We start from the raw sequence: 22709 nt of genomic DNA on the forward strand, positions 1-22709 counted from the left end.
GGGAGTTTCGTCGGACGAATGCGTTAAGCAAGCTGGGCGGTCGGCCTCACCACGAGTTCGTTCACATCGACGTCGGCCGGCTGCTCGATGGCGTAAGCGATGGCGCGAGCGATGGCGGAAGCCGGCAACGCATCGCGACGATACGTCTTCATGAGCTGCCGCGCTTCGTCGTCCGTGATGGAGTCGGCAAGTTCGGATTCCGTCACCCCCGGCGATACGAGCGTCGCGCGGATTTCCCGTCCCGCCTCCTGTCGCAATCCTTCGGTGATACCCGCACGGCGAATTTGGTGGCGCAATACACCGCCGCCGTCGGGGAGACCGCATAGGCGCCAATGGACGCGACATTGACGAATTGGCCGGACCCTTGCTCCTTGAAGACGGGAAGCCCGGCGGCAATGCCATGGAGAACGCCGCGGATGTTGACGTCGATCATGCGGTTCCATTCCTCGACCTTTAAAGCTTCGAGCGGTGAAAGGGGCATGACGCCGGCATTGTTCACGATGACATCCAGCCGTCCGAAGCGGCTTTGCGCCAGGCGGATGATCGCCTGCATCTGATCCAGCCGCGTGACGTCGAGCTGCTGATGCTCGACCGATCCTCCTTCGGCGCGGATCTCGGATGCCAGCGCCTCCAGTCGGTCCGGCGGCCGATGCCGCGTTCCAGGTCGGCTATGAAAGCCCCTCGCACTTTAGCCGCGAATACGCGCGTTTGTTCGGTCAACCCCCGATCAGGGACGTCCGGACCTACCGGGACGCGCTGTTGGCAGGGGAAGCATCCTCTTAGGATGGATGGACGAAACGCCAAAACGACACCGCCTTCTCCCGGCCGGGAGGGGCGGTGTCGTTTTGGATGGGGATGCGGCGGGCGGATTCGTGGCGAGATACCCGTCGAACGGGTTAACGGCCGCCGCCAGGCGCGGATTCGTGGCGAGATGCCCGCTGAAACGGGTTAACGGCCGTCGCCGGCCACTGCCGCCCTACACCGCGCGCTGGAACTGGCTGTTGTACAGCCGCGCGTAGAAGCCGTCCCGCGCCAGCAGCTGCTCGTGCGTGCCGCGCTCGACGATCCCGCCGTTGTCGATGACGAGGATGAGGTCGGCGCCGCGCACCGTGTTCAGCCGGTGGGCGATAACGAAGCTGGTACGGCCTTGCATAAGCGTGTTCATCGCCTCCTGGATGTGCATCTCCGTGCGCGTGTCGACGCTGCTCGTTGCTTCGTCCAAGACGAGGATGGACGGATTCGCCAGAATGGCCCGCGCGATCGTGACGAGCTGCCGCTGGCCGTGGCTCAGATTGCCGCCCGACGAAGTCATCGGCGTGTCGTAGCCGAGCGGCAGCTTGCGGATGAAGCCGTCGGCGTTCGCGAGGCGTGCGGCCTCCGCGATTTCCTCGTCGGTCGCGTCCAGCCGGCCGTACCGGATGTTCTCGCGGATCGTGTCCGAGAACAGGTACGCATCCTGCAGCACGATGCCGAGCCGGCTGCGGAGCGCGTCCTTGGGCAGGCTGCGAATGTCCTCGCCGTCGATCGTGATGACGCCCTCGTCCACGTCGTAGAAACGCGTCAACAGGTTGATGATCGTCGTCTTTCCGGCCCCGGTAGGGCCGACCAGCGCGACGACCTGGCCCGGCTCGGCCGCGAAGTCGATCCCCCGCAGCGTCGGCCGGCCGGCCTCGTAGCCGAACGTCACATCGCCGAAGACGACCCGGCCCCCTGCAGGGACCGGCTGCACAGATTTATGGCCGTCCGACACCCAGCGGTCCGCTTTCCCGTCCGGAGCCGAGAGGGCCATCGCCCTGCCGGCCACCCGCCGCGGTTCTTCGTCCGCGTACTCCGTCTCCATGTCCATGACGTCGAAGACGCGCTCCGCACCGGCGACGGCCGCCTGGATGGCGTTGTACTGATTCGCAAGGTCGTTCAGCGGCCAGGTGAACTGGCGGGAGTAGGTCAGAAACGCGACGATGACGCCGACCTTCGTCATGCCGTGGATCGCCATCCAGCCGCCGGCGGCCGCGATCAGGATGAAGCTGAGGTGGCCCATCATGTTCATGGCGGGGCCAATCGTGCCCGAGAACACCTGCGCCTTCATGCCCGCGCGTTTCAGCTCGGCGTTGATCCGCTCAAACTCGGCGATCGCCCGCTCTTCCCGGTGCAAAATCTTGATTGCCTTCTGCCCGGAGACGGTCTCCTCGATAAAGCCGTTCAGCTCTCCGAGGTGCTGCTGCTGGCGCTTGAAGTAGCCTTTCGTGCGCTTTGCGATCGTCTTGGCGACGAATAGGACGAGCGGTGCGGTCACCAGCGTAACGAGCGTCAGCCATACGTTCAGCGTGAGCATCATGACGAACGAGCCAATCAGCGTAAGCGCGCTCGCGACGATCTGAATGAAACTCTGGTTCAACGTGACCGAAATGTTTTCCACGTCGTTCGTCGTCCGGCTCATCAGCTCGCCGTGCGGCGTTCGGTCGAAATAGCGGAGGGGCAGCTTTTGCAGATGGCGGAACAGATTCTCGCGAATGTCCCAGACCGTCCGCTGGGAGACGCCGGACATGACGTAGGCCTGGATCCACGCCGTCAAGCTGCCGACCGCGTAGACGGAGAGGAGGACGCCGCACAGACCGAGCAGGCCGTCGAACTGCCGGGGAACGATATGTGCGTCGATCGCTCGGCCGAGCAGGTAGGGCCCGGCCAATGACGCGGCCGTCGCGATCAGCGTCAGGAAGACGACTGTGACGAGACCCGCGCGCTGACGGTGCAGATACCGCCAGATGCGGCGGATCGTCGCGCCCGCGTGCTTCGCCCGCTGCTTCTCCGTCGGCCCGGGGCGCGATCTGCGGTCAAACATGGTAGAGCGCCTCCTTTTCCCGTTGGGACTGATAGATCTCCCGATAGACCGGGCTGCGCGCGAGCAGCTCGTCGTGCGTGCCCTCGGCCGCGATCTGCCCGTCGTCGAGCACGACGATCTTGTCGGCGTCGATGACCGAGGAGATCCGCTGGGCGATGACGAGACGGGTGCTCGATTGCATCCGTTCCCGCAGCGCCGTCTGGATGCGGGATTCGGTGCCGAGATCGACGGCGCTCGTGCTGTCGTCGAGGACCAGGATGCCCGGATTCAGCAGGATGGCGCGGGCGATCGAGATGCGCTGCTTTTGGCCGCCCGACAAATTCACGCCTTTCTGGCCGACTATCGTATCGTAGCCTTCCGGGAAGCCGGAGATAAAGCCGTGCGCTTCGGCCGCGCGGGCGGCGGCTTCGACCTCCTCCTGCGTGGCGTCGGGCTTGCCGTAGCGGATGTTGTCGCGGATCGTGCCGCTATAGAGCACGGCCTGCTGCAGCACCATGCCGACCTGGCGGCGCAGTTGCGCGGACGGAATGTCCTTGGCGTCGACGCCTCCGATCGTGATCCGGCCGCGGCCCGGATCGTACAGGCGGGGAATGAGGCTGACCAGCGTGGACTTGCCCGAGCCGGTGGCGCCGAGAATGCCCACGGTCTGGCCGGGCTCGATCGTCAGGTTCACGCCCCGGAGCACGAGGGCGTCTCCGTCCCCGTCCCCGCCATACCCAAAGGAAACGTCTTCGAACGCGATCCGCTCGGCCCGGATCTCGCCTTCCGCCGCGCCTGTCGTAGCACCTGCCGGCGGCTCCTGCATGTCGGGCACGGTGTCCAGCACTTCGCGGACGCGGACGGCGGATGCACGGGCCCGGGAGATCGTCACGATCAGATTGCCGAGCGCGGCCATCGCGAACGCCATCTGCGAGACATACGTGATAAAGGCGGCAAGGCTGCCGACCTCGAGTCCGCCGGTCCCGGCCAGATGGCCGCCGAACCAGAGAATAGCCACGATGCCCGCGTTCAGGATGAGCGTCAGCAGCGGCACGTTGGCGGCGACCGCGCGGGCGGCGCGGATCGCCATGTCGCGGTTGTCTCGGTTCGCCCGGCCGAAGCGGGCGCGTTCGAAGGCGGCGCGCACGAACGCCTTGACGACGCGGATGCCGGACAGATTCTCCTGAACGACCGTATTGACCCGGTCGAGCTTCTCCTGCACCTGCCGGAACAGCGGCGCGGACCGTCGCAGCGTCGCGTAGAGGATCGCGATCAGCAGCGGCATGATGGCGAGGCAGAGCAAGGCGAGGCGGGGGTTGATCAGGAAAGCCATCGTCAAGCTTCCGGCGAACAGGAAGAAATCCCGCACAAGTATGCGCAGCGACGTCATGACGAGGTTTTGCAGCTGAACGATATCGGCCGTGAGCCGCGTCACAAGCGACCCGGTCGTCAACTGATCGAGATTGCGAAACGTAAATGTCTGCACCCGGCGGAACATGCGGTTGCGCAGGTCCGTGCCGAATCCCTGGGAAGCGACGGTGGAGAAATACGTGCAGCCGACGCCCCCGATCAAGCCGACGGCCGCGGCGGCGATCATCCAGCCTCCGTACCGCCAGACGGCGTCGAGGCTTCCGGCCGTTACGCCTTCGTTGACGATGCCCGCCATGAAGGTCGGCTGAAGCAGGTCCATGCACACTTCGACAATCATGAATAGCGGCGCCAGAATGGCTGCCGCGCGATAAGGGCGCAAAAAGGACATCAACTTGGTCAAACGAAAGCGACCTCCTTTAGATCATTCGTCAGCTAACGAATCTGATGCATTGAGATTCTGCTGCATTTGCATTAGCAAACGCCGCAGCAGCAGCTTTTCTTCCGGCAGAAAACCTTCAAACGTGCGGGCCTCCACGGACTGAATGGCCGCGCCTACGGAATCGAGGGCCGAACGTCCTTTGTCCGTCAAGTACACGCGGGTGATCCGCTGGTCTTTGCCGTCCGGCCGCCGCTCGACGAGCCCCGTTTTTTCCATCCGGGTCAGCATGACGGTCAGCGTGGCAGGGGTCAGGCGTACCCGCTGCGCCAGCTCCCGCTGGCTCAGGCCGTCTTGCTCGCAGAGGCGGAACAGTACGGGAGGCTGGCCGGGGTAAACCTCGTATTCGTGGATGAGCCGATCGGTCTCCCGCCGGTGAAGCTTTAGGACGTGGCGCATCATATGGGTGAGCGAGTCCGGAAAGGGGGGCATGGCAGGCCTCCTATATTTAGTTAGTCGACTAATATAAATGTAGAAGGGAACCCGTCGTTTGTCAATCGGTACTTGCGCTGGCGGTTTGCTTCGTTTCGGCATGAAGTTTTGGCGGATCGGGATGTCCGGCAGGGGCATTTATGCTATGCTAGGGGGGATATGTACGTACAAGCACACTCATGGCGCAGGAGGAAGCGTTGACGATGGAAAATCGAGCATACGAGGGGATATACCAGGGGGAACGGGCCGTGTGGCTGCAGGCCGGCCCTTACGAGGCGGCGGTGCTGCCGGATACGGGGGCGAATCTGATCGCCTTCCGCGACAAGGAGCGGGGCTACGCGTTTCTTCGAGAGCCCGAAGCGGCGGAAATGGAAGCGTTTAAGGCGCGCCCGATCGTGCACGGCATTCCGGTGCTGTTCCCGCCGAACCGTTACGAGGACGGGAAGTTCGCTTGGGAGGGCCAGGTCTATCAATTCCCGGTAAACGAGCCGGATCGGGGCAATCATCTGCACGGTTTTTTGAGCGACATCCCGTGGCAGGTCGACCAATTCGGCGCCGACGGGCTGGAGAGCCGAGTGACGCTGTCCGTCCGGATCGATCCGTCCCACTCGGTATATGCCCGTTTTCCGCACGCCTTTACCGTCCAGCTGCAATATACGCTTAGCGCTCTAGGCCTGCATCAGCGCGTCTTCGTCCGCAACGACGGCGAGAACCGGATGCCGTGCCTGCTCGCCTTCCATACGACCGTGAACGCGCCGTTCGTGCCGGGAAGCACGCCCGCGGACCATACGTTCAAGCTGACGGTCGGCGAGCGCTGGGAGATGGGGGAAGACGGCCGCATGCTCCCGACCAAGCGCAAGCTCGCGCTCACGCCGGGCGAGGAGCGGATGAGAGACGGCGCCCAGTCGCCGTTCTTCGAGCCGATGGACAACCACTACACGGCACGGCCGCAGGACGGCCGCAACCGGATGGAGCTGCTCGACACGCGCGTCGGCGTGAAGCTCGTTTACGATATCGGCGCGGGCTACAAGCAATGGATGATCTGGAACGACGGCGCGAAGGGCGGCTATTTCTGCCCCGAGCCGCAGATCAATCTCGTCAACGCCCCGAACATGCAGCTCTCCGCCGAGGAGGCCGAAGCCGTCGGGCTGATCGGGCTCGCGCCGGGAGAAATCTGGGAAGAGACGAGCCGCTTGTACGTGATCGGTTAAGCCGCAAGTTCCAGCAACGCCGCAAGCTCGACCAACGAACCAAGCGCCGCGAGTTACTTCGCCGACGCTTGGTTCTTTTTCGCTATTAGAAGAGGCAGGATCTTTCCACTCATGACGGCTGCCTCGGACGCGTGGCAATCTGCGAGGCTGGTTTCGAATGAATCAGTTGGGTCTTGGTGCAAATTCGTCGGATTCTGGCTGATGGTTCGCCACTGGTGGATGCCAATGGGTCTTGTTTGCACACGGTTCGGGTCGCTCAGTCAATTAGTTGCATTCGTACATCTAATTAGGACCATTTCGGGAGGGTGGAGCGGTTTACTTGTAAAAGTGCATCTAATTAATCGTAAATCCGTCCTGTACGCAAAAAACGGATGATTTAGTTGTACGATTGCAACTAAATGATCGTTAAGCAGGCAATATAGCAAAATTAGATGTACATTTGCATCTAAATCGTTGATGCGGGATAGGCAACACGGAAAGCGGATTCCGGCGTTTTCTGCTTCGCGTCTGCCGAAGGTAAGAAGGGAGGTCGGAGGGCTTTCGCTTGCCCATCATTTGTTGAAGAAGGAAGCTGAACGCGACCGGGCCTTGTTTCGTCTGTATACACAAATAGGAATTGTGTACCACGCGAAGAAGCTTTCGATGGAGACGCTGGGGGTGCGCCATGAAGGGTAACGCTTGGAGAAAGAAGCTCGTTTATATGGTTCGGCGGGTTGGCGTTGCTGACGCTAATCGTCTTGGTGCTCGGCCGGATCGGGCATACGCAGTGGAACTTCGAGCGGCAGCTCCATCGGCAGTTGAACGCGCTGCATTCGCCCGATCAAGTAAACTACGTTTCCGACTTGTCCGCCATTCAAGAAATAAGCGCGGCCAAACGCCCCCTATCCGTCAGGATCGTATCCCAAGCTAAAGATTCGGAGCTGTACGCGCAAAATCTGGTCGTCGATATCGAAGGAAAGCGTTACGAGGTGAGATTGATTTGCTATACCTATCCATTTAGCCGCGCGTTTTTCGAAAAATGGACGTTGATCCAAATAAACGAGATCGTCTAGCTAGCTCCCTTGGTTCGTACCGAGAAAACTTGGAAAGGAGAATCGCGTTTGACCCCTTCGCTGAAACCGCTCAAGCGCAGCCCAATCCGCATTTATCTCGGCAAGAAATATTACCGGATGAAAAGATACGCCTCCTGGTACTTCGGCGGCAAGCGGTATGCCAAGCTGCGGGATCCGTCGAAACGGCTGCTCCACGTCGCGTTCGCGCACCGCACGGTGCTGCTGCGGAAGCTGCGGGCCGTGGATATGCAGCTTCAGATCAACAAAGCGGAAAATTTGCGGATCGCGGTCCGGCGGCTGGACGGCGTTGTTCTGCAGCCAGGCGAAACATTCTCCTATTGGCGCCTCATCGGCGATACGACGAAGCGCAAAGGGTATCTTGACGGGATGATTCTCTTTTACGGCAAGGTGACGACGGGCGTGGGCGGAGGGCTGTGCCAGCTGTCGAACCTCATCTATTGGATGACGCTGCACACACCCCTTACGGTCACGGAGCGGTACCGGCACAGTTACGACGTCTTTCCCGACGCAGGCAGAACCCAGCCTTTCGGCAGCGGGGCGACGTGCGCCTACAATTACCTCGACCTTCAAATTAAGAACGAAACCGATCAGCCCTATCAGCTCGCCGTCCGGGTGACCGATACGCACCTGGAAGGCGAATGGCGGACGATGCAGGCGCAGGATCGCCGCTACGAGGTGTATGAAAAGGAGCACTGGGTCACGCAGGAGTACTGGGGCGGCTATATTCGGCACAATCGCATCCACCGCAAGGTGTACGACCGCGCCCAAGCGACCGTAGACGACGAATTCGTCGCCGAAAATCACGCGATCATGATGTACGAGCCGATGCTCGGCGCCGGAAGCGAGTCCTGACGAAGCCCCGCCGGCGGCGGTATCCGCGGCTATTGCGGCGATGGCGAGGTCCCGTGCTTTGTACGAAGACGTACGAGGCGCGGGGCCTCTTTCCGTACGACGGCTTCATTCGCCGACGAGGCGCCGAAGCTTCGTCTCCGTCGGGGTATGGAACGCCGGCGTATAGACGCTCATGCGGAGGTCGGCGCTGCCGTGCACCTGCAGCGAGGTGAGGTCGAACAGCATTTTTCCGGCTTTCGCGTGGCGGAACTCGAGCACCACCTCGGGCGCGCTGTTGACGCGGCTGTCGTGCCACAGCCGCTCGAAGTCGGGGTACAGCCCGCTCATTTCGGCGAGAAACCTGTCGTACCAGTCGTCCTCCACGTACTGCCCGTAATAGGCGCGAAAAATCGCGAGGAACCCGCTCGCGAATTGCTCCCAATTCACCGCGAGCCGGCGGAATTCCTTGCGGGCGAACAGAAGGCGGATCATGTTGCGCTGCTCGGGCGGGACGGCGTCGAAGTCGAGAAAGACATGAGCGGCGGCGGCGTTCCAGCCGACGATCTGGCAGCGGCGGTCGGAGATGATCGTCGGGCAGTACCGCAGCTCGGCGAGAATCTTCTCGAGCGACGGCGTGACGCGCGGCGCCGGCTCGGGGACGTGGAGCGCGGTGCCGATGCCGCTGTCCGAAGCCAGCGCGATCAAGTACTTGCGCTCGTCCGGCGTCAGCCGCAGCGCTTCGGCGATGCTGTCGAGGACGGAGAGCGAGGCCTGGATGTCGCGGCCCTGTTCCAGCCAGGTATACCACGTGCTGCTCACGCCCGCGAGCTGCGCGACCTCTTCGCGGCGCAAGCCCGGGGTGCGGCGGCGGGTGCCTTCCGGCAGCCCGACCGACTGGGGCGTCAGCTTGGCGCGCTGGGCTTTGAGGAAGGCGGACAGCGCCTGCAATCTCGTTTGGGTGTTCATCGGGTGGAGACCTCCTGTGGACGAAGCCGGATGATGGTAGCTATTATACCAGGATAAACGATAACTTGTAATAGGATACTTCGTGTGGAAAGATGGGAGGTACAAGAGATCCGGGAACGCCCTGGCGCGAACTCGGGCAAGGAGGGAACCGATATGGAAAGAGTCGTTATTACCGGCATGGGCGCGATTACCCCGCTCGGCCAAGACGTCGCGTCGTTCTGGAGCAAGCTCGCCGGAGGGGAGTCCGGGATCGGCCCGATCGATACGTTCGACGTGTCCCGGCACAAGGCGAAAATCGCCGGCCTCGTGCGGGATTTCGATGCCGAAGGACGGTTCGGGCGCAAGGAGGCGCGGCGGATGGACCGCTTCTGCCAGTTCGCGGTCGCGGCGGCGGAAGAGGCGGTGGCGCAGGCCGGGATCGATATGGAGCGAATCGACCGGGAACGGATGGGCGTCTACGTCGGGGCGGGCATCGGCGGGTTGCAGACGCTGCTCGACAACGACGGCTTGCTGCGCGACCGGGGACCGGAGCGGGTCAGTCCGCTGCTCGTCCCGATGATGATCGCGAACATGGCCCCGGCGATGATCAGCATCCGGTTCGGCACCTACGGGCCGACGCTGGCGCCGGTCACGGCCTGCTCGATCGGCAACACGGCGATCGGAGAAGCGGCTCGTCTGATCCGCGGCGGAGAGGCGGACATCATGCTGGCAGGCGGGGCGGAAGCGGCCGTTACCGATATCGCGCTGGCCGCGTTCGGCAACTCGACGGCGCTGTCCTTGCGCAACGACGCCCCCGAACGGGCGAGTCGGCCGTTTGACGCCGGACGCGACGGCTTCGTCATGGCGGAGGGCGCCGGGATCGTCGTGCTGGAGTCGCTGTCCCATGCGCTGCGCAGAGGGGCCCGCATCCACGGCGAGGTGATCGGGTACGGCGCCAGCTCGGACGCTTATCATATCGTGGCGACCCATCCGGAGGGCCGGGGCGCCTACCAGGCGATGCGCGCCGCGCTTGCGAGCGCGGGCATCCAGGCGAAGGACGTGGACGTCGTCAGCGCCCACGCGACGAGCACGGACATTGGCGATCTCTCCGAGACCATGGCGATCAAGAAGCTTTTCGGCGAGGAGGCGTACCGCGTTCCGGTCACGGCGAACAAGTCGATGACCGGGCATATGCTGGGCGCGTGCGGCGGGATCGAAGCGATCGCCCTCGCGAAAATGCTGCAGGAGGGCGTCGTGACGCCGACGATCAATCTGGAGACGCCCGACGCCGAATGCGACCTGGACTACGTACCCAACGAGGCGCGCCGCGGATTGGATCTGCGCATCGGCTTGTCCAACTCGTTCGGCTTCGGCGGCCACAATGCCGTCATCGTCCTTCGACGATACGAGGAGAAGGCCTGAACCGCAGAAGATCGAATCGCTACAGCAACAAAGCCGTCCGCCGGATGCGGACGGCTTTGTTTTTGATGGGAATGACGCATTGCGAAAATAAGGTCCATGTAATATGATGTTTGGTAAATAACCAAACGAATTGAGGTAACGTCTATGAATTATTTCGAAAAACGCGTTTCGGTCACGGAGGCGGAGCGAGCGGAGCTGGTCCGGCGATTTTTCAAAGACGGTCCGGACGGCAGGCTTACCCATATCCCGAAGAAGGAGAAGCCGAAGCTCGTCGTTCTGCATCACGTGGTTCATCTATTCGAAACAGGCAGAACATATACGGAAAAGGAAGTGAACGCCCTGCTGCAAACGCGGTTCGAGGACTTTGCGACGCTCCGCCGGAATTTGGTGGATTATCGCTTTTTGGCCCGGGAGCCGGACGGCAGCCGCTACTGGCTGGCCTCGGACAAAAAAGAGGAGGGAGAAGGGGCTTGAGCATTACGCGACGTAATGGTTTATATTAGGGGTACCGGTAAAATACGATCGCGCGAATCGAGGGGATGATCATCTCAGGCCAAACCTATTGGAGAGTGGGAGAGTTGGCTAAGCTGACGGGGCTGACGATCCGGACGCTGCGGTATTACGACCAGATCGGATTGTTCTCCCCGTCCGGCTATTCGGAAGGCGGATACCGTCTGTACGACCGCTCCGATCTCCCGCGGCTGCAGCAGATTCTGGCGCTCAAGGAGCTGGGGCTCACGCTGGAGGAGACCAAGGCGATCCTGGCGGACCCCGGGTACGATCCCCTCGAGGTCGTCACGCTGCAGATCGCCCGACTGCGCGACCAGATCGGCCGTCAACAGCGTCTGATGAGAGCGCTGCTGAACGTCTCGGCGCGAATGCGCGCCGGCGAGCAGCCGACGGTGGAAGGATTCGCCCAACTGCTCTCCATGATGAACCAATCGCACGAATCTTACTTTGCGGAGCGTCGGACGAGCATCGACCGCAGGCTCGACCGGCTCGGCGGCTGGCTCGCCGGGGAAGCTCCGCCAACCCCACAAGAGGAGGAAAGACCATGACTATGTCCGATCGATTTGCCACGCATGACACGTTCGTCATTGAGAAGTCCTATGAAGCCGCGCCGGACCGCGTATTCGCCGCCTGGTCCGACGCCAAAGCCAAATCCGGCTGGTTCACGAAGGCCGACACGTTCGAGTTTCGCGTCGGAGGACGGGAGACCAGCCGCGGCGGACCGCCGGAAGGCCCCATTTTCACCTTCGAAGCGACCTATCACGAGATCGTCCCTGGCGAACGCATTGTCTATGGCTACACGTTGGATATGGGGGAGATCCGAATTTCCGCCTCCGTCGTCACCGTCGAATTCAAGCCCGCCGGCGCCGGGACGCAGCTGATCTTCACCGAACAGGGCGCCTTCCTCGACGGTCATGATTCGCCGAGCGCCCGCGAGCACGGGACGAACGTCATGCTGGACACGCTCGGTGCCCAGCTCCGGAACGCGGGTTGAACCCGGCTGGATCCTAGAACGGATCAATGAAGATATCGATGTGCCCCGATAGGACTCCAACAAACAACGATCACCTTCCACGTCCGTTTCGGACGTGGTTTTTCTGTCGTTTGGCGGAACGAGCCATTGGGGTGATGAACCCCGAATGAGGGTTCGTTCTGGTAATCGGTTAACTCTAACGGACGTAATAGCGCTTATTCAGCTCAAAATGCTCCTTTTCAATTTCTAACGGTTGCTGACGAGCTTATTCGGGCGGATATTCACCAAAGCACTCTAGTTTGTTCAAATAGCGTTGCTTAGAACCGTTAGAATTTTATAACGCTAATATTTCCAATGATAACCTCTCTGGCACCCGTTAAATAAACCGCACCAACTGCACCAACCGCACCAACTGCACCAACCAAACCTAAACTCAAACGGTTATAAAAGCCCTTATTCAGCTCAAAATGCTCCTTCATAACGATTGCTGTTGAGCTTTTTTATCGGTTTTTTCATCAAGAAAACCCGCAACCGTCGGTTGCGGGTTTTCGCCATTGGCGCCGGGTACGTTGTCAGCCTCTCGCCTCCGGCTGTGCGGCACCGACAGGCCGTCCGCCTAAAGACTCGGCGGCCGAACGGCGGCGCGCAGCTGCGAACAGCAGCACGACGATCGCCGCGCCCGCGATGGTCGCCGCGGCGGCAACTAGAAGCGAAGCGTGCATGCCGTCCACGAACAGCCGGCCGGTCTCCCTCGCGACCGCTTCGCGCGTCTCCGCGGGCAGCTGGGCCAGCGCTTCCCGCGGCAGGGCGCCGCTCTCGAGCTGGCCGGCGAGCCGCTCCGCGGCACCGTCCGGCAGCGGCAGACGGGCCAACGCGCCCGGAGCCGCCTCCCGGATCCGGGCGCTGACGATCGCGCCGGCAAGCGCGACGCCGAATACCGCGCTCACCTGGCGGAACGTATTCACGAGGCCGGAGGCGGCGCCGGCGCGCTCGGGCGGGACCGCGCTCATGAGCGCGACGGTCGAGGAGGAGCCGCACATCGAGATGCCGAGACCAAGCGTCGCGAGCAACCATGCGTAGCCGCCGTAGCCGACGCCTTCCCGGCCGATCAGCAGCAGTCCGGCGAGCGAGCCGGCGACGAACGTCATGCCGAGCGGGATGACGAACCGCGGCGGCAGCTTAGGTGCCAGCGTGCCCCCGAGATAAGAGAACAGCATGATGCTCGCGGTGAGCGACAGGAAACGCGTGCCCGTCTCGACGGGAGAGAGGCCGTACGCGTTTTGCCAGTACAGCGTGAGCAGGAAGATGACGCCGTAGAGGCCGAAAAAGCCGAGGAAGTTGGCAAGGGAAGCGACGGCGACGATCGGGTGGCGGAAGAGCGAGAGCGGAAAGAGCGGCTCCCGGCGGCGCAGCTCCCAGCGCACGAAGCCGACGAGAAGCACCCCGGCGGCGATCAGCGTGCCCGCGATCCGGGCCGAGCCCCATCCCCAGGCATTGCCCTCGATCAAGCCGTACGCCAGCAGGGCGAGCGCAGCGATGAACAGCAGCTGCCCGAGCGGATCCAGGCTTCGCGGTTGCCGGACGTCCGAGGGGCCCCGGACCCAAACCAGCGCCAACGTGACGGCCACCCCGACGGGGAGATTGATCCAGAAGATGCTCTGCCAGGCGAACCGTTCCACCAGCCATCCGCCCAGCACCGGTCCGGCCGCGAGCGCCACGCCGCCGACGGCGGCCCAGATGCCGATCGCTTTCGCGCGCGCCGAGGGCTGATCGTACATCGAGCGGATCATGGCGAGGGACAGCGGGATGAGCACGGCGCCGAAGACGCCCTGGAGCGCGCGGCCGGCGAGCAGCCAGCCGAGCGAAGGCGCCATCGCGCACAATACGGAAAATAGAGTGAAGCCGGCGATCCCGGCGAGAAACAATTTGCGCGGACCGATCGCGTCTCCGATCGCGCCGGAGGACAACTGCAAGCAGGCGAAAGTGAGCATATAGGCGTCGATCACCCACTGAAGTCCCTTCATCCCAACGCCGAAATGCTGCTGCATATCGGGAAGCGCGACGTTGACGATCGTGCCGTCGAGGTACACCATGAAGACGCCGAAACATAGCAAAAACAAAAGCCCTCCCCGTTTGCGGGGCGAGATCGTGGCGGTCGTGAGAGGGGGCATCGTCATCCATCCTTTACGAAGTCGATTCGGACGGGGCGGCGCCCGTTCGTTGTCTTCATTGTAGAAATTGACAACTCATTCTGTCTAATTTATCATTTGAATCAATATCATTAATTTTGTGCATATAATAGCTGGATCTCGCCGAGAAGGAGTTGCCGCGTTTGGAACTGAACCAGATGGAATATTTTTTGACGGTTGCCAGACTTCAGCACGTCACGCGAGCCGCCGAAGTGCTGTCCATTACGCAGCCGGCGCTGAGCCATTCGATTGCCAAGCTGGAGGAGGAGCTCGGGGTGCAGCTGTTCGAGCGCAGCGGCCGCAACGTGCAGCTGAATCGCTACGGCGAGCTGTTCGCCCGCCGGGTGGAGCGGGCGCTGCAGGAGATCGAAAAGGGCAAGCAGGAGGTCGAGGAGCAGACGAACCCGGAGTCTGGCGTCGTGTCGCTCGCCTTTTTGAACGTGCTTGGTACCCGTCTCGTCCCGACGCTCATTCGATCGTTCCGGGAGCGCCATCCGGACATCCGCTTCGAGCTGATTCAGGGCACCTGCCAATCCAATCTGCGGCAGTTGACGACCGGCGCGTGCGATCTGATCATCAATGCGCCCCGCTGCGGCGAGGAGGGCATTGCATGGGCGCCGATCAGCGATTTCCGAGTGGACGTCGTCGTGCCCGATGGACACCGGCTGGCCGGCAGAGATGGGGTAACGCTGGGGGAGATCGAGGGAGAGGCGTTTATCGGACTCAAAAATCAATGCGGGATGCGGATGGCGTTGGACCGGATGATCGCGCGGTGGGGGTTCGAGCCGCATGTCGTCTACGAGGCCGAGGACCTGCCGACTGTCGCCGGGTTTATATCGGCGGGGCTTGGCGTGTCTCTCCTCCCGCGGACGGCGGGCGTGAAACTGGACGGCATCTCGTGGGTGACGCTGGTCGCCGAGGACAACGTGTTCGAGGTCGGCATGGAATGGAAGGAAAAGCGCTACCTGTCTCCGGCCGCACGGCTGTTTCGCGACGAAGTGCTGGAAAAAAAGACGGCGCTTCGCTTTTGAGCCTGATAATAATTCTCAGTGATGGGCATAATGCAGGAAGAGGAAAGAAAGCAACCGTCCAAGGGTTGCTTTCCGGGTCGCGCGTCAGATTTTCGGCTCGAACGTTTTGCAGTCGGTCTCTTCGGAGTGTCTCGCTTCCTTGCCGCGGTTGCTGACCACATAGATCGAGGAAGCGGCGCATTTGTTGCCGTTCGCCCAATATTTGCACGAGTTCACTTCGCACAGCACGTCTTTGGCCATCGCTTATCGTCACCTCCCGTCTTCCCTAGGATGGGTGAAATGCGGAACGTTCATACCATCGGCGCGCCGCTTTCGCTTGTCTGGCGGGGCCGTTTGGGGTGCGCGTTTTTTGTTGTATAATGGAACTTATTCGAATGGCAGGGGGCTGGAGGGACGAGATGTACCAAACGAAGAAGCTGCTGATGCTCGGATCGGGCGAATTGGGCAAGGAAGTCATTCTGGAGGCGCAGAGGCTGGGCTTGACGACCGTTGCGGTAGACCGCTACGAGGATGCGCCGGCGATGCATGTGGCCGACCGCAGCTACGTCATCGACATGCTGGACCGGCAGGCGGTGCGGGAGCTCGTGCTGCGCGAACGTCCGGATCTCATCGTCCCGGAGATCGAAGCGATCGCGACGGCCGAGCTCGTGAAGCTGGAGGAAGAGGGATTCCGCGTCATCCCGACGGCCCGGGCCGCGCAGTTGACGATGGATCGCGAGGGGATTCGCCGGCTCGCCGCCGAGACGCTCGGACTGCCGACGGCCAAGTACAAGTTCGCCGATACATACGAGGAGTTCCAGGCGGCGACCCGGGAGATGGGCTTTCCCTGCGTCGTCAAGCCGCTCATGAGCTCTTCGGGCAAAGGCCAGAGCGTATGCCGCTCCGAAGATGAGATCGAACGGAGCTGGCAGATCGCCATGGAGGGCGGCCGCGTTCGTCAGGGGCGGGTTATCGTAGAGGAGTTCATCCGTTTCGAATCCGAGATCACGCTTCTTACCGTGCGAACGGTGCACGGCACGCTGTTCTGCGCGCCGATCGGGCACATCCAGCAGGACGGGGACTACATCGAGTCGTGGCAGCCGCATGACATGACCGAAGCGCAGATCGAGGAGGCGCGGCGCATCGCGCTGACGATCACGGACGCGCTCGGCGGCGCCGGTCTGTTCGGCGTAGAGCTGTTCCTCGCCGAGGACAAAGTGTACTTTAGCGAAGTGTCTCCGCGGCCGCACGACACGGGACTCGTCACGCTCGCCAGCCAGAACCTGTCGGAGTTCGCGCTCCACGTGCGGGCGATACTCGGCCTGCCGATTCCGGAGATCAAGCTGGTGGCGCCGGGCGCGAGCCGTCCGTTGAAGGCGGTTCAGGAATGGACGTCCTACCGGTTGGACGGCGTGGAGGAAGCGCTGGCCGTTCCGGACAGCCAGGTGCGCGTCTTCGGCAAGCCGGTCACCAAGGTCGGCCGGCGCATGGCCGTGGCGCTCGCTTCCGCCGAGACGGTCGAACAAGCCCGGGCCCGGGCGGCCGAAGCGCTCGGCAAGCTGCAGCTGCACGGCGAATAGGAACGTTTGGCAGGACGGGGGCCGTTGACAGCGGCATTCCCTGTAACTATAATGATGACAACTTAAGGGGCGCGGTCCGGCGAGGTCGAACCCGGCCGCATCGGCGCCTCAATGGCGAAAGGAGGCGCGCGCATGGCAGCCAACAGCCGATTTGCCGTCGCGGCGCATATCTTGTCCCTCCTGCACGTAAACGAAGGCAGCAGGATCACGTCCGAGTACATCGCCGGGAGCGTGAATACGAATCCGGTCGTGGTCCGGCGGATCATGGGCATGCTCGCCAAAGCCGGGCTCGTGCGAACGAGTCCGGGCGTGGCGGGCGCTTCGCTCGCCCGCCCGATCGGCGAGATCACGCTGCTTGATGTTTACCGGGCCGTGCAGGCCGAGGACGGCGCGCTGTTCGCCATCCACGAGCATCCGAATCCCGACTGTCCCGTCGGCCGCAATATCCAATCCACCCTGGAAGCGTCTTTCTTGCGGGCGCAGCTGGCGATGGAACGGGAGCTGGCGGGCATGACGATGGAGGAGGTCGTCTTGGATCTCGTAGGACGAACGTAAGCGAGCAGGCTTAAAAGGGCAGGATCGACGCGCAGCATATGCGATGGAAGGGAAGAGGCCATCCTCGGCAGACCGGGTCTGCGGAAGGATCGCCTCTTTTTGCGTTGGGGCGGGTAAATAACAGGGAAGAGGCAAACGAGAAACCGGACGAATCGCGGACGGGACGAGGGCGAAGGGAGGCGAAGGCATGCTGGAATCGCGCGCCTATGAAGTGATCGAGGTGCCGGCGTACGGAGGGAGCGAGGTGCTCCGGCCCGCGCGCTGGCAGGGCAGGGCCGCGGCGCCGTTCGAGGTGGCGCTGGAAATGGAGGCGGCCGGCGTCTCGCGGGCGGATGCGCTCATGCGGGAGGGGGCGTACGTGGGCGGTCCCAAGCCGCTGTTTGTGCCCGGCTACGACATCGTCGGGCGCGTTCTGGACGTCGGACCGAGCGTCACGACGGTCCGGCCGGGCGATCGGGTGGCCGCGCTTACGCTGTATGGCGGCTATGCGGAGATCGTCTATTTGCCGGAGTCGGAACTGTACCCGGTGCCGGAGGAGGTCGATGCCGCGCAAGCCGTCTCGATCGTCGCGAACTACATGTCCGCCTACCAGATGCTGCGGCGTACGGCATCGGTCCGATCGGGCGGTCGGGTGCTCGTCCACGGCGCGTCGGACGGCGTCGGGACGGCGCTGCTTCAGCTCGGAGCGCTGGAGAGCGTCCGGCTGGTCGGCTCGTCCCCGCCGGAGAGCGCCGCATGGCTGGCCGAGGACGGCGTGGAAGCCGTCGACAGCCGGCGGCGCGATCTGGACCGGGCACTGTGCGAGCTCGCTCCGGAAGGCTACGACGCGGTGATCGACGGGACCGGCAGTCCCCGGATCATGCGGTCGGTCCCCCTCGTCAGCCGCGGCGGCCGGCTGGTCGTCTACGGCGTTGCCCATCTGCTCGCCGGCGGACGTCAGCGCGTGCGGCAGGCGCTGCGCACATACGCGACGCTCGGCGCCTCCATGGTCCGCCTCCGGCTGCGTGGCGGGAAATCGTATTTTTACTCCTTAGCCGCCATGAAGAGACGTCATCCGGAGTGGTTCGCCGAAGATCTCGGCCGGCTGTTCGAGCTGCTGCGGACGGAGTGCATCGCACCGCCGATCGCCGCGCGCTTGCCCCTCTCCCAAGCCCGCAGAGCGCACGAGCTGCTCGAAGATCGGCGGACGACCGGCAAGATCGTGCTGGTCCCTTGAGGGCCGCATTCCGAGGCACTCGCGAAAAAAGCTTCCCGCCCACGACGATCGTGGACGGGAAGCTTTTTTGGAGTTCGTGCGGCCAAGGAGGGCTTGCGGCGGTCAGTCGCCGGATGGCGTCTCCTTCGCCCGATCCGGCAGCTGCTTCACGTAGCTGTCCGACAGCGTCAGCAGATCCAGCGCGCGCTCGTATTCGGACGGAGCCAGTCCGGCTCCGCCGGCCGGCATCGTCTCGTCGGTGTCCAGCGCATAGTTCACGCCGTCTTCGAAGCCGCTGCCGGGGATGAACAGGTGCCGGTCGTTGATGACCGAGCCCGAAGGCAGATAGTAGCGCTCCGGCAGCAGATTGCTTGTCTGGTTCATCAGATCCTGGCCGAAGTGAATCTGATTCGCGAGCGAGATGCCCGTCAGATTGGCAATGGTAGGCAGCAGGTCCACCTGGCCGCCGACCTGCGGAAGCGCTGCAGGGTAGGTCACCCCTTGGGACGCGATGACGAGCGGAATGTTGACCATGTCGGTATATCCGTAAGGCCGGCCGTAGATTTCCTCCATCAGCGTCTTCTCGGCGCCGTTCAGCGAGTAGATCGGCAAGCCCAGGTGATCGCCGTAGAGGAGGACGAGGCTGTCGTCCCACACGCCGTTGGCTTTCAGCTTGTCGATGAACTGGCCTAGCGCGTAGTCCGCGTAATTTTGCGATCGGATATAGTCGCCGACGAGCGTGTTCTCGAACCTTTCGGGCAGCTTCATCTTGTACTTGTCCTCGGGAATCGTGAACGGATGGTGCGCGCTCATCGAAATGACGTGCGCGTAGAACGGCTTGCTTGCCTGATCCATCCGCGCCAATTCGTCGGCCGTCTTGTCGTAGAGCACCTCGTCGGAAGATCCGAAGAAGACGGCGTCGTCCGTGCCGAAGAAGTCTTTGTCGTAGTACCGGTCGAAGCCGATGGATTTGTAGAGCTCGCCGCGGTTCCAGAACTCGACGACGTTGGTATGGAATGTCGCGGTGTCGTAGCCGTTGCTGCGCAGCAGCTTGGGCAGGCTGGGCAGTTCTTTGTTCACGTAGTCCATCGTCGCGGCGCCGTGCAGCGGAATATAGAGCGACGTGTTGACGACGTATTCGGCGTCGGACGTGTTGCCCTGGCCGACCATTTGATAGAAATTCGGGAAATAGAAGTTGTCGGCCGCGAGCTTGTTCAGGTTCGGCGTGATCTCCTGGCCGTCCAGCTTCAGCCCGACAAGGAAATTTTGAAACGACTCGAGTTGGATGATGATGACGTTTTTGCCCTTGGCGACATGCCAGTACTGCGGGATTTCCGGTTCCCGGATGCCTTTCAGCCCGTCGATCTTCGCTTGGGTGATCTCGGCCTTGTCTACGACCCTTTCGTTGTCCGGCGCCAGGATGGAATAGAGCTCGTAGTTCAAGATGCCCATCTCCTCGGCCTTGGTGCGCTCGTTCATGCTGGCCCGGTTCGGCAGCACGTTGAACAGGCACAGCCCGACGGAGACGATGAACAGCGCGGTGACGACTTTGCGGCTTTCCCGTTTCGAGGCGATCCGGCGCCATTCCTTGACCCGCTTGCTCGTAAAGAACATCACGCCGATGACGACGATATCGATGAAGATCAGGACGTAGTAAGGGTCGAGGAGAGAGAATACGCTGTTGCTGACCGCGGTAACCTGGTTCACCTGCTGCAGCGCGTGATAGGTCGCGATGACGCCGTAATATTTGTAATACATGAATACGGAGAATAAGATGGCGGTCACGACCAGATTCACGATTAAGTACAGGACAAACTTATGCTTGCGCGCGAACCACTCGATTAGGCAGAAGACGATCCAGAAGAACGGGATTTCGGTCATGATCGTCCGCCAGGACGGTCCGTTGTCGAAGATGACGAGCCAAGCGATACAGCTTTTGAGCAGCAGGACGACGGTGAAGAAGATGAACGGCTTGTTGCGCCACAGCCGCGCGGGCGGGACGAGTGTCATGTATGCGCCTTCCTTTCTTTTCAGACCTGTCTATTTAGGCAGTACCCCATTGCGCGCAGAAAAGCGTCAGGCCGAGCGTCATGCAGCCGCAGCCCGATTCTATAATTAAACCTATCTTATAGACCTTCCAAGCCGATGTCAAAGGCAACTAGCGCCAGCGCGCCGGGGCTCCAGACGGGAAGGGGAGGTAGCCGTGCCTTTGGCCGCGCGGTCGGCCATGCTCGATATCGGGGCGCAAAATTGGCTCTATAAGACAGGGCAGTTCGATAATCCATGCCTGTACTTTATGACTAATGATGTACTGACTGGCAGTAACGCCTAAATCCTCCAAACCTGCTTTTACGTACAATAAAAGGCGCTGCCGGTTAGATGGCAGCGCCTTTGCGCGTATACCTGTGCCTTGCGGGTATTTACCCTATTTTATTTCGCATCCCGTTTAAAGGAAATAATCCGAAGCGTTTGTTGCCCATCAATATGTTTTGTTCCGTACAACGGCGGTGTTTTGCCTTCCTCCAAAATGGTTCGCGGACACCAAGTTTTAAATTCGGTTTCTTCTCGCCTGGATATGCCAAGGTGTACGATGGCGTTATCAAAATCCCCATATATGAGTAATTCTGCCCCTAATTTATGAAATTTAATCATGGCTGTGTCGGATGTGAGGATGCGGGGAATGGAGAGAAAATAAATCCATTTTCCTTTCAGGCTATTAAAGTTCGGTTTGCCTGCGCGGGACCGCATATGATCCCGGTCAATCGTGCCGTTCTTTATGTTATCCCAGCCTTCCGGCCCCCGGTACAGTTTCAAGTCTTGAGGCCGTATTTTGCCCGTGACCATTTTTTCCAGACCCAGCAGGTGACAGAAGTTGTCCTTTTCAAAGTGCAGCTTAACAGGATCATGATTCTCAAGTTCATATGTAAACGTATAAGGGAGAAGATGCTGCTCATATAACTGCTGAAGCACTTGGAGGCTAATGTCCGCAATCAAGGGTTTGGTGGTTCGGGCAACTAATTCTTCGAGTGTTAGCGTCATAGAATCATGTCTCCTTGCACAAAAAAAGCTCTGATGTATCCACATCAGAGCCGCCTTGTTAAACTGATGGGTAGCAAAAACAGTCGGTAAACACGGAGATTATGGTCCCCCCGGCGGGGAACACCACGCTACCCGGTGGTGCGGATCGTTGGCGATCCCTTATTTGAGTGTTTCCTAATTCCTGCTATTTCATGTCATGTGGCAACAAGCGGTCGGTAAACACGGAGATTGTGGTCCCTCCGGCAGGGAACACCACGTTGCCTATGGTGCGAGCTTATGCTCCTATTTCTTTATGTTGCCTTCATATTATACAACGTAAGCCCGGATTGTGCAACGGACAGTTGGGATGGAGCGAAATCGTGCCGATATTCTTGACTATTAGGCGAAGCAGCGAGGAGTGAAATCTGTAGGAAGATTGTTCTTAGCGCAGGGGGCGAAGCCATGTCCGGAATCCGCCCAAGGATCGGGGCTTGGTCTTTCCATCTCCAAAAGCCTGATGGGCAAGATGGGCGGCACGCTGACGGCCGAGATGGACGGAGAGAAACTCATGATGAACTGCCGTTGGAGGCGGCAAGCCGGGACAAGGGAGCCCCCGGTTCGCGGGGAAACCGGGGGCTCGTAACGGTTGCGCTATGGATGAGGTGTCGTTCATTCGTTGTTCCGAAGAGGCTGATCGAGCAGCTTGCGGTAGATGGCCGCCATGAACTGGATTTCTTCGGGTTCGAGCGGGTCGAAGAGCTTGTCGGCCAGCGCTTCCTGCTTCGCCCGGACTTGCTTCATCGCCTCGCGGCCTTCCTCGGTGATCTCCAGCTTCACGATCCGTCGGTCGTTCGTGTCGTTCACGCGCCGGATCAGCTTTTGACGCACCAGTTTGTCCGAGATGACGGTCATGCCGCCGGAGGTCACTCCGACGATCTGTGACAGATAAGTGCTGGGCATGGGACCTTCCGAATTCAAAATATCGAGCGTTGTCGCCTGGCTCTGCGAAATCTCGAGCGGATTGTTCTTGCCCCACTCCGACGCCCAGAGCCGTGCATGCGTGCGCATCATGTCCAGCAGCTTCACCAATTCTTCGTGCTTGTTCACGCCTCTCCTCCCACACCAGCATCCCTTTTCGTC

21 protein-coding genes and 2 pseudogenes are annotated in these 22709 nt (G+C 61.4%); 12 read left to right on the plus strand and 11 right to left on the minus strand.

Annotated elements, in window-relative coordinates:
* Positions 1 to 23: 23 nt before the first annotated feature.
* Positions 24 to 649, minus strand: a pseudogene (locus tag LKX83_RS18700) (SDR family oxidoreductase); the annotation flags it as partial.
* Here LKX83_RS18700 and LKX83_RS18705 point away from each other — a divergent pair.
* A pseudogene (locus tag LKX83_RS18705) lies at positions 640 to 783 on the plus strand (AraC family transcriptional regulator); the annotation flags it as partial. The pseudogenes LKX83_RS18700 and LKX83_RS18705 overlap by 10 nt on opposite strands.
* Before the next feature lie 193 nt (positions 784 to 976).
* Here LKX83_RS18705 and LKX83_RS18710 read toward each other — a convergent pair.
* Genes LKX83_RS18710 through LKX83_RS18720 form a run of 3 tightly spaced genes read right to left on the minus strand, consistent with a single transcriptional unit; the run spans position 977 to position 5057 of the window.
* A complete protein-coding gene (locus LKX83_RS18710; RefSeq protein WP_227883812.1) occupies positions 977 to 2839 on the minus strand; it encodes an ABC transporter ATP-binding protein in 1863 nt (620 codons plus the stop codon).
* A complete protein-coding gene (locus LKX83_RS18715; RefSeq protein WP_227883813.1) occupies positions 2832 to 4589 on the minus strand; it encodes an ABC transporter ATP-binding protein in 1758 nt (585 codons plus the stop codon). Before LKX83_RS18715 ends, LKX83_RS18710 begins: the two co-directional genes overlap by 8 nt.
* 21 nt (positions 4590 to 4610) lie before the next feature.
* Positions 4611 to 5057 (minus strand): MarR family winged helix-turn-helix transcriptional regulator, encoded by a 447-nt coding sequence (locus tag LKX83_RS18720; protein WP_227883814.1) that lies wholly within the window; start codon positions 5055 to 5057, stop codon positions 4611 to 4613.
* A gap of 203 nt (positions 5058 to 5260) precedes the next feature.
* On the opposite strand from LKX83_RS18720, the gene LKX83_RS18725 reads away from it, so the two are divergent.
* From LKX83_RS18725 to LKX83_RS18735, 3 genes are all read left to right on the plus strand, one after another.
* Positions 5261 to 6268: an aldose 1-epimerase gene (locus tag LKX83_RS18725; RefSeq protein WP_227883815.1), complete on the plus strand. Its 1008-nt coding sequence runs from the start codon at positions 5261 to 5263 to the stop codon at positions 6266 to 6268.
* Between the two features lie 719 nt (positions 6269 to 6987).
* Positions 6988 to 7320, plus strand: a complete 333-nt coding sequence (locus LKX83_RS18730; RefSeq protein ID WP_227883816.1) for a hypothetical protein — start codon at positions 6988 to 6990, stop codon at positions 7318 to 7320.
* 48 nt (positions 7321 to 7368) lie between these two features.
* Positions 7369 to 8193 carry a VanW family protein gene (locus LKX83_RS18735; protein WP_227883817.1) on the plus strand — a complete coding sequence of 275 codons (825 nt, stop codon included), beginning with the start codon at positions 7369 to 7371 and terminating at the stop codon, positions 8191 to 8193.
* Between the two features lie 105 nt (positions 8194 to 8298).
* On the opposite strand, the gene LKX83_RS18740 is transcribed toward LKX83_RS18735, so the two are convergent.
* Entirely contained in the window at positions 8299 to 9138 is an 840-nt protein-coding gene (locus LKX83_RS18740; protein WP_227883818.1) for a helix-turn-helix transcriptional regulator, read from the minus strand.
* A 153-nt stretch (positions 9139 to 9291) separates the two neighbouring features.
* Between LKX83_RS18740 and fabF the strand changes: the two genes are divergently transcribed.
* The 4 genes from fabF to LKX83_RS18760 all read left to right on the plus strand — a co-directional run bounded on the left by fabF (position 9292) and on the right by LKX83_RS18760 (position 12043).
* On the plus strand, positions 9292 to 10539 hold the full coding sequence (gene fabF, locus LKX83_RS18745) for a beta-ketoacyl-ACP synthase II (protein WP_227883819.1): 1248 nt from the start codon (positions 9292 to 9294) through the stop codon (positions 10537 to 10539).
* A 144-nt stretch (positions 10540 to 10683) separates the two neighbouring features.
* Complete coding sequence (locus tag LKX83_RS18750) at positions 10684 to 11013, plus strand: DUF2087 domain-containing protein (protein WP_227883820.1); 330 nt, start codon at positions 10684 to 10686, stop codon at positions 11011 to 11013.
* A gap of 95 nt (positions 11014 to 11108) precedes the next feature.
* Positions 11109 to 11597: a MerR family transcriptional regulator gene (locus tag LKX83_RS18755; protein ID WP_370639099.1), complete on the plus strand. Its 489-nt coding sequence runs from the start codon at positions 11109 to 11111 to the stop codon at positions 11595 to 11597.
* Positions 11598 to 11599: 2 nt separating this feature from the next.
* Positions 11600 to 12043: an SRPBCC family protein gene (locus LKX83_RS18760; RefSeq protein ID WP_227883863.1), complete on the plus strand. Its 444-nt coding sequence runs from the start codon at positions 11600 to 11602 to the stop codon at positions 12041 to 12043.
* Between the two features lie 305 nt (positions 12044 to 12348).
* Here LKX83_RS18760 and LKX83_RS18765 read toward each other — a convergent pair whose 3' ends face one another.
* The gene (locus tag LKX83_RS18765; protein WP_227883822.1) at positions 12349 to 12501 is read right to left on the minus strand and encodes a hypothetical protein; all 153 of its coding nucleotides are present in this window, start codon (positions 12499 to 12501) and stop codon (positions 12349 to 12351) included.
* A 93-nt stretch (positions 12502 to 12594) separates the two neighbouring features.
* On the minus strand, positions 12595 to 14193 hold the full coding sequence (locus LKX83_RS18770; protein ID WP_227883823.1) for an MFS transporter: 1599 nt from the start codon (positions 14191 to 14193) through the stop codon (positions 12595 to 12597).
* 161 nt (positions 14194 to 14354) lie between these two features.
* Between LKX83_RS18770 and LKX83_RS18775 the strand changes: the two genes are divergently transcribed.
* Complete coding sequence (locus tag LKX83_RS18775) at positions 14355 to 15242, plus strand: LysR family transcriptional regulator (protein WP_227883824.1); 888 nt, start codon at positions 14355 to 14357, stop codon at positions 15240 to 15242.
* An 84-nt stretch (positions 15243 to 15326) separates the two neighbouring features.
* Here LKX83_RS18775 and LKX83_RS18780 read toward each other — a convergent pair whose 3' ends face one another.
* Complete coding sequence (locus LKX83_RS18780; protein ID WP_227883825.1) at positions 15327 to 15482, minus strand: DUF1540 domain-containing protein; 156 nt, start codon at positions 15480 to 15482, stop codon at positions 15327 to 15329.
* Between the two features lie 158 nt (positions 15483 to 15640).
* Here LKX83_RS18780 and purT point away from each other — a divergent pair, with 158 nt between their 5' ends.
* The 3 genes from purT (at position 15641) to LKX83_RS18795 (ending at position 18572) form a co-directional block, all read left to right on the plus strand.
* A complete protein-coding gene (gene purT / locus LKX83_RS18785; RefSeq protein ID WP_227883826.1) occupies positions 15641 to 16801 on the plus strand; it encodes a phosphoribosylglycinamide formyltransferase 2 in 1161 nt (386 codons plus the stop codon).
* Positions 16802 to 16933: 132 nt separating this feature from the next.
* Positions 16934 to 17356: an Rrf2 family transcriptional regulator gene (locus LKX83_RS18790; RefSeq protein WP_227883827.1), complete on the plus strand. Its 423-nt coding sequence runs from the start codon at positions 16934 to 16936 to the stop codon at positions 17354 to 17356.
* Between the two features lie 187 nt (positions 17357 to 17543).
* The gene (locus LKX83_RS18795) at positions 17544 to 18572 is read left to right on the plus strand and encodes a zinc-binding dehydrogenase (protein ID WP_227883828.1); all 1029 of its coding nucleotides are present in this window, start codon (positions 17544 to 17546) and stop codon (positions 18570 to 18572) included.
* A 102-nt stretch (positions 18573 to 18674) separates the two neighbouring features.
* Here the strand turns inward: LKX83_RS18795 and LKX83_RS18800 are convergent, their stop codons facing one another.
* The 3 genes from LKX83_RS18800 to LKX83_RS18810 form a co-directional block, all read right to left on the minus strand.
* Positions 18675 to 20561, minus strand: a complete 1887-nt coding sequence (locus LKX83_RS18800; RefSeq protein ID WP_227883829.1) for an LTA synthase family protein — start codon at positions 20559 to 20561, stop codon at positions 18675 to 18677.
* A 420-nt stretch (positions 20562 to 20981) separates the two neighbouring features.
* Positions 20982 to 21590 carry a PBECR4 domain-containing protein gene (locus tag LKX83_RS18805; protein WP_227883830.1) on the minus strand — a complete coding sequence of 203 codons (609 nt, stop codon included), beginning with the start codon at positions 21588 to 21590 and terminating at the stop codon, positions 20982 to 20984.
* Positions 21591 to 22238: 648 nt separating this feature from the next.
* Entirely contained in the window at positions 22239 to 22676 is a 438-nt protein-coding gene (locus LKX83_RS18810) for a MarR family winged helix-turn-helix transcriptional regulator (protein ID WP_227883831.1), read from the minus strand.
* Positions 22677 to 22709 lie beyond the last annotated feature (33 nt).

Origin of the sequence: Cohnella baijiui, from assembly GCF_020731285.1 — a bacterium.
GTDB lineage: Bacteria > Bacillota > Bacilli > Paenibacillales > Paenibacillaceae > Cohnella.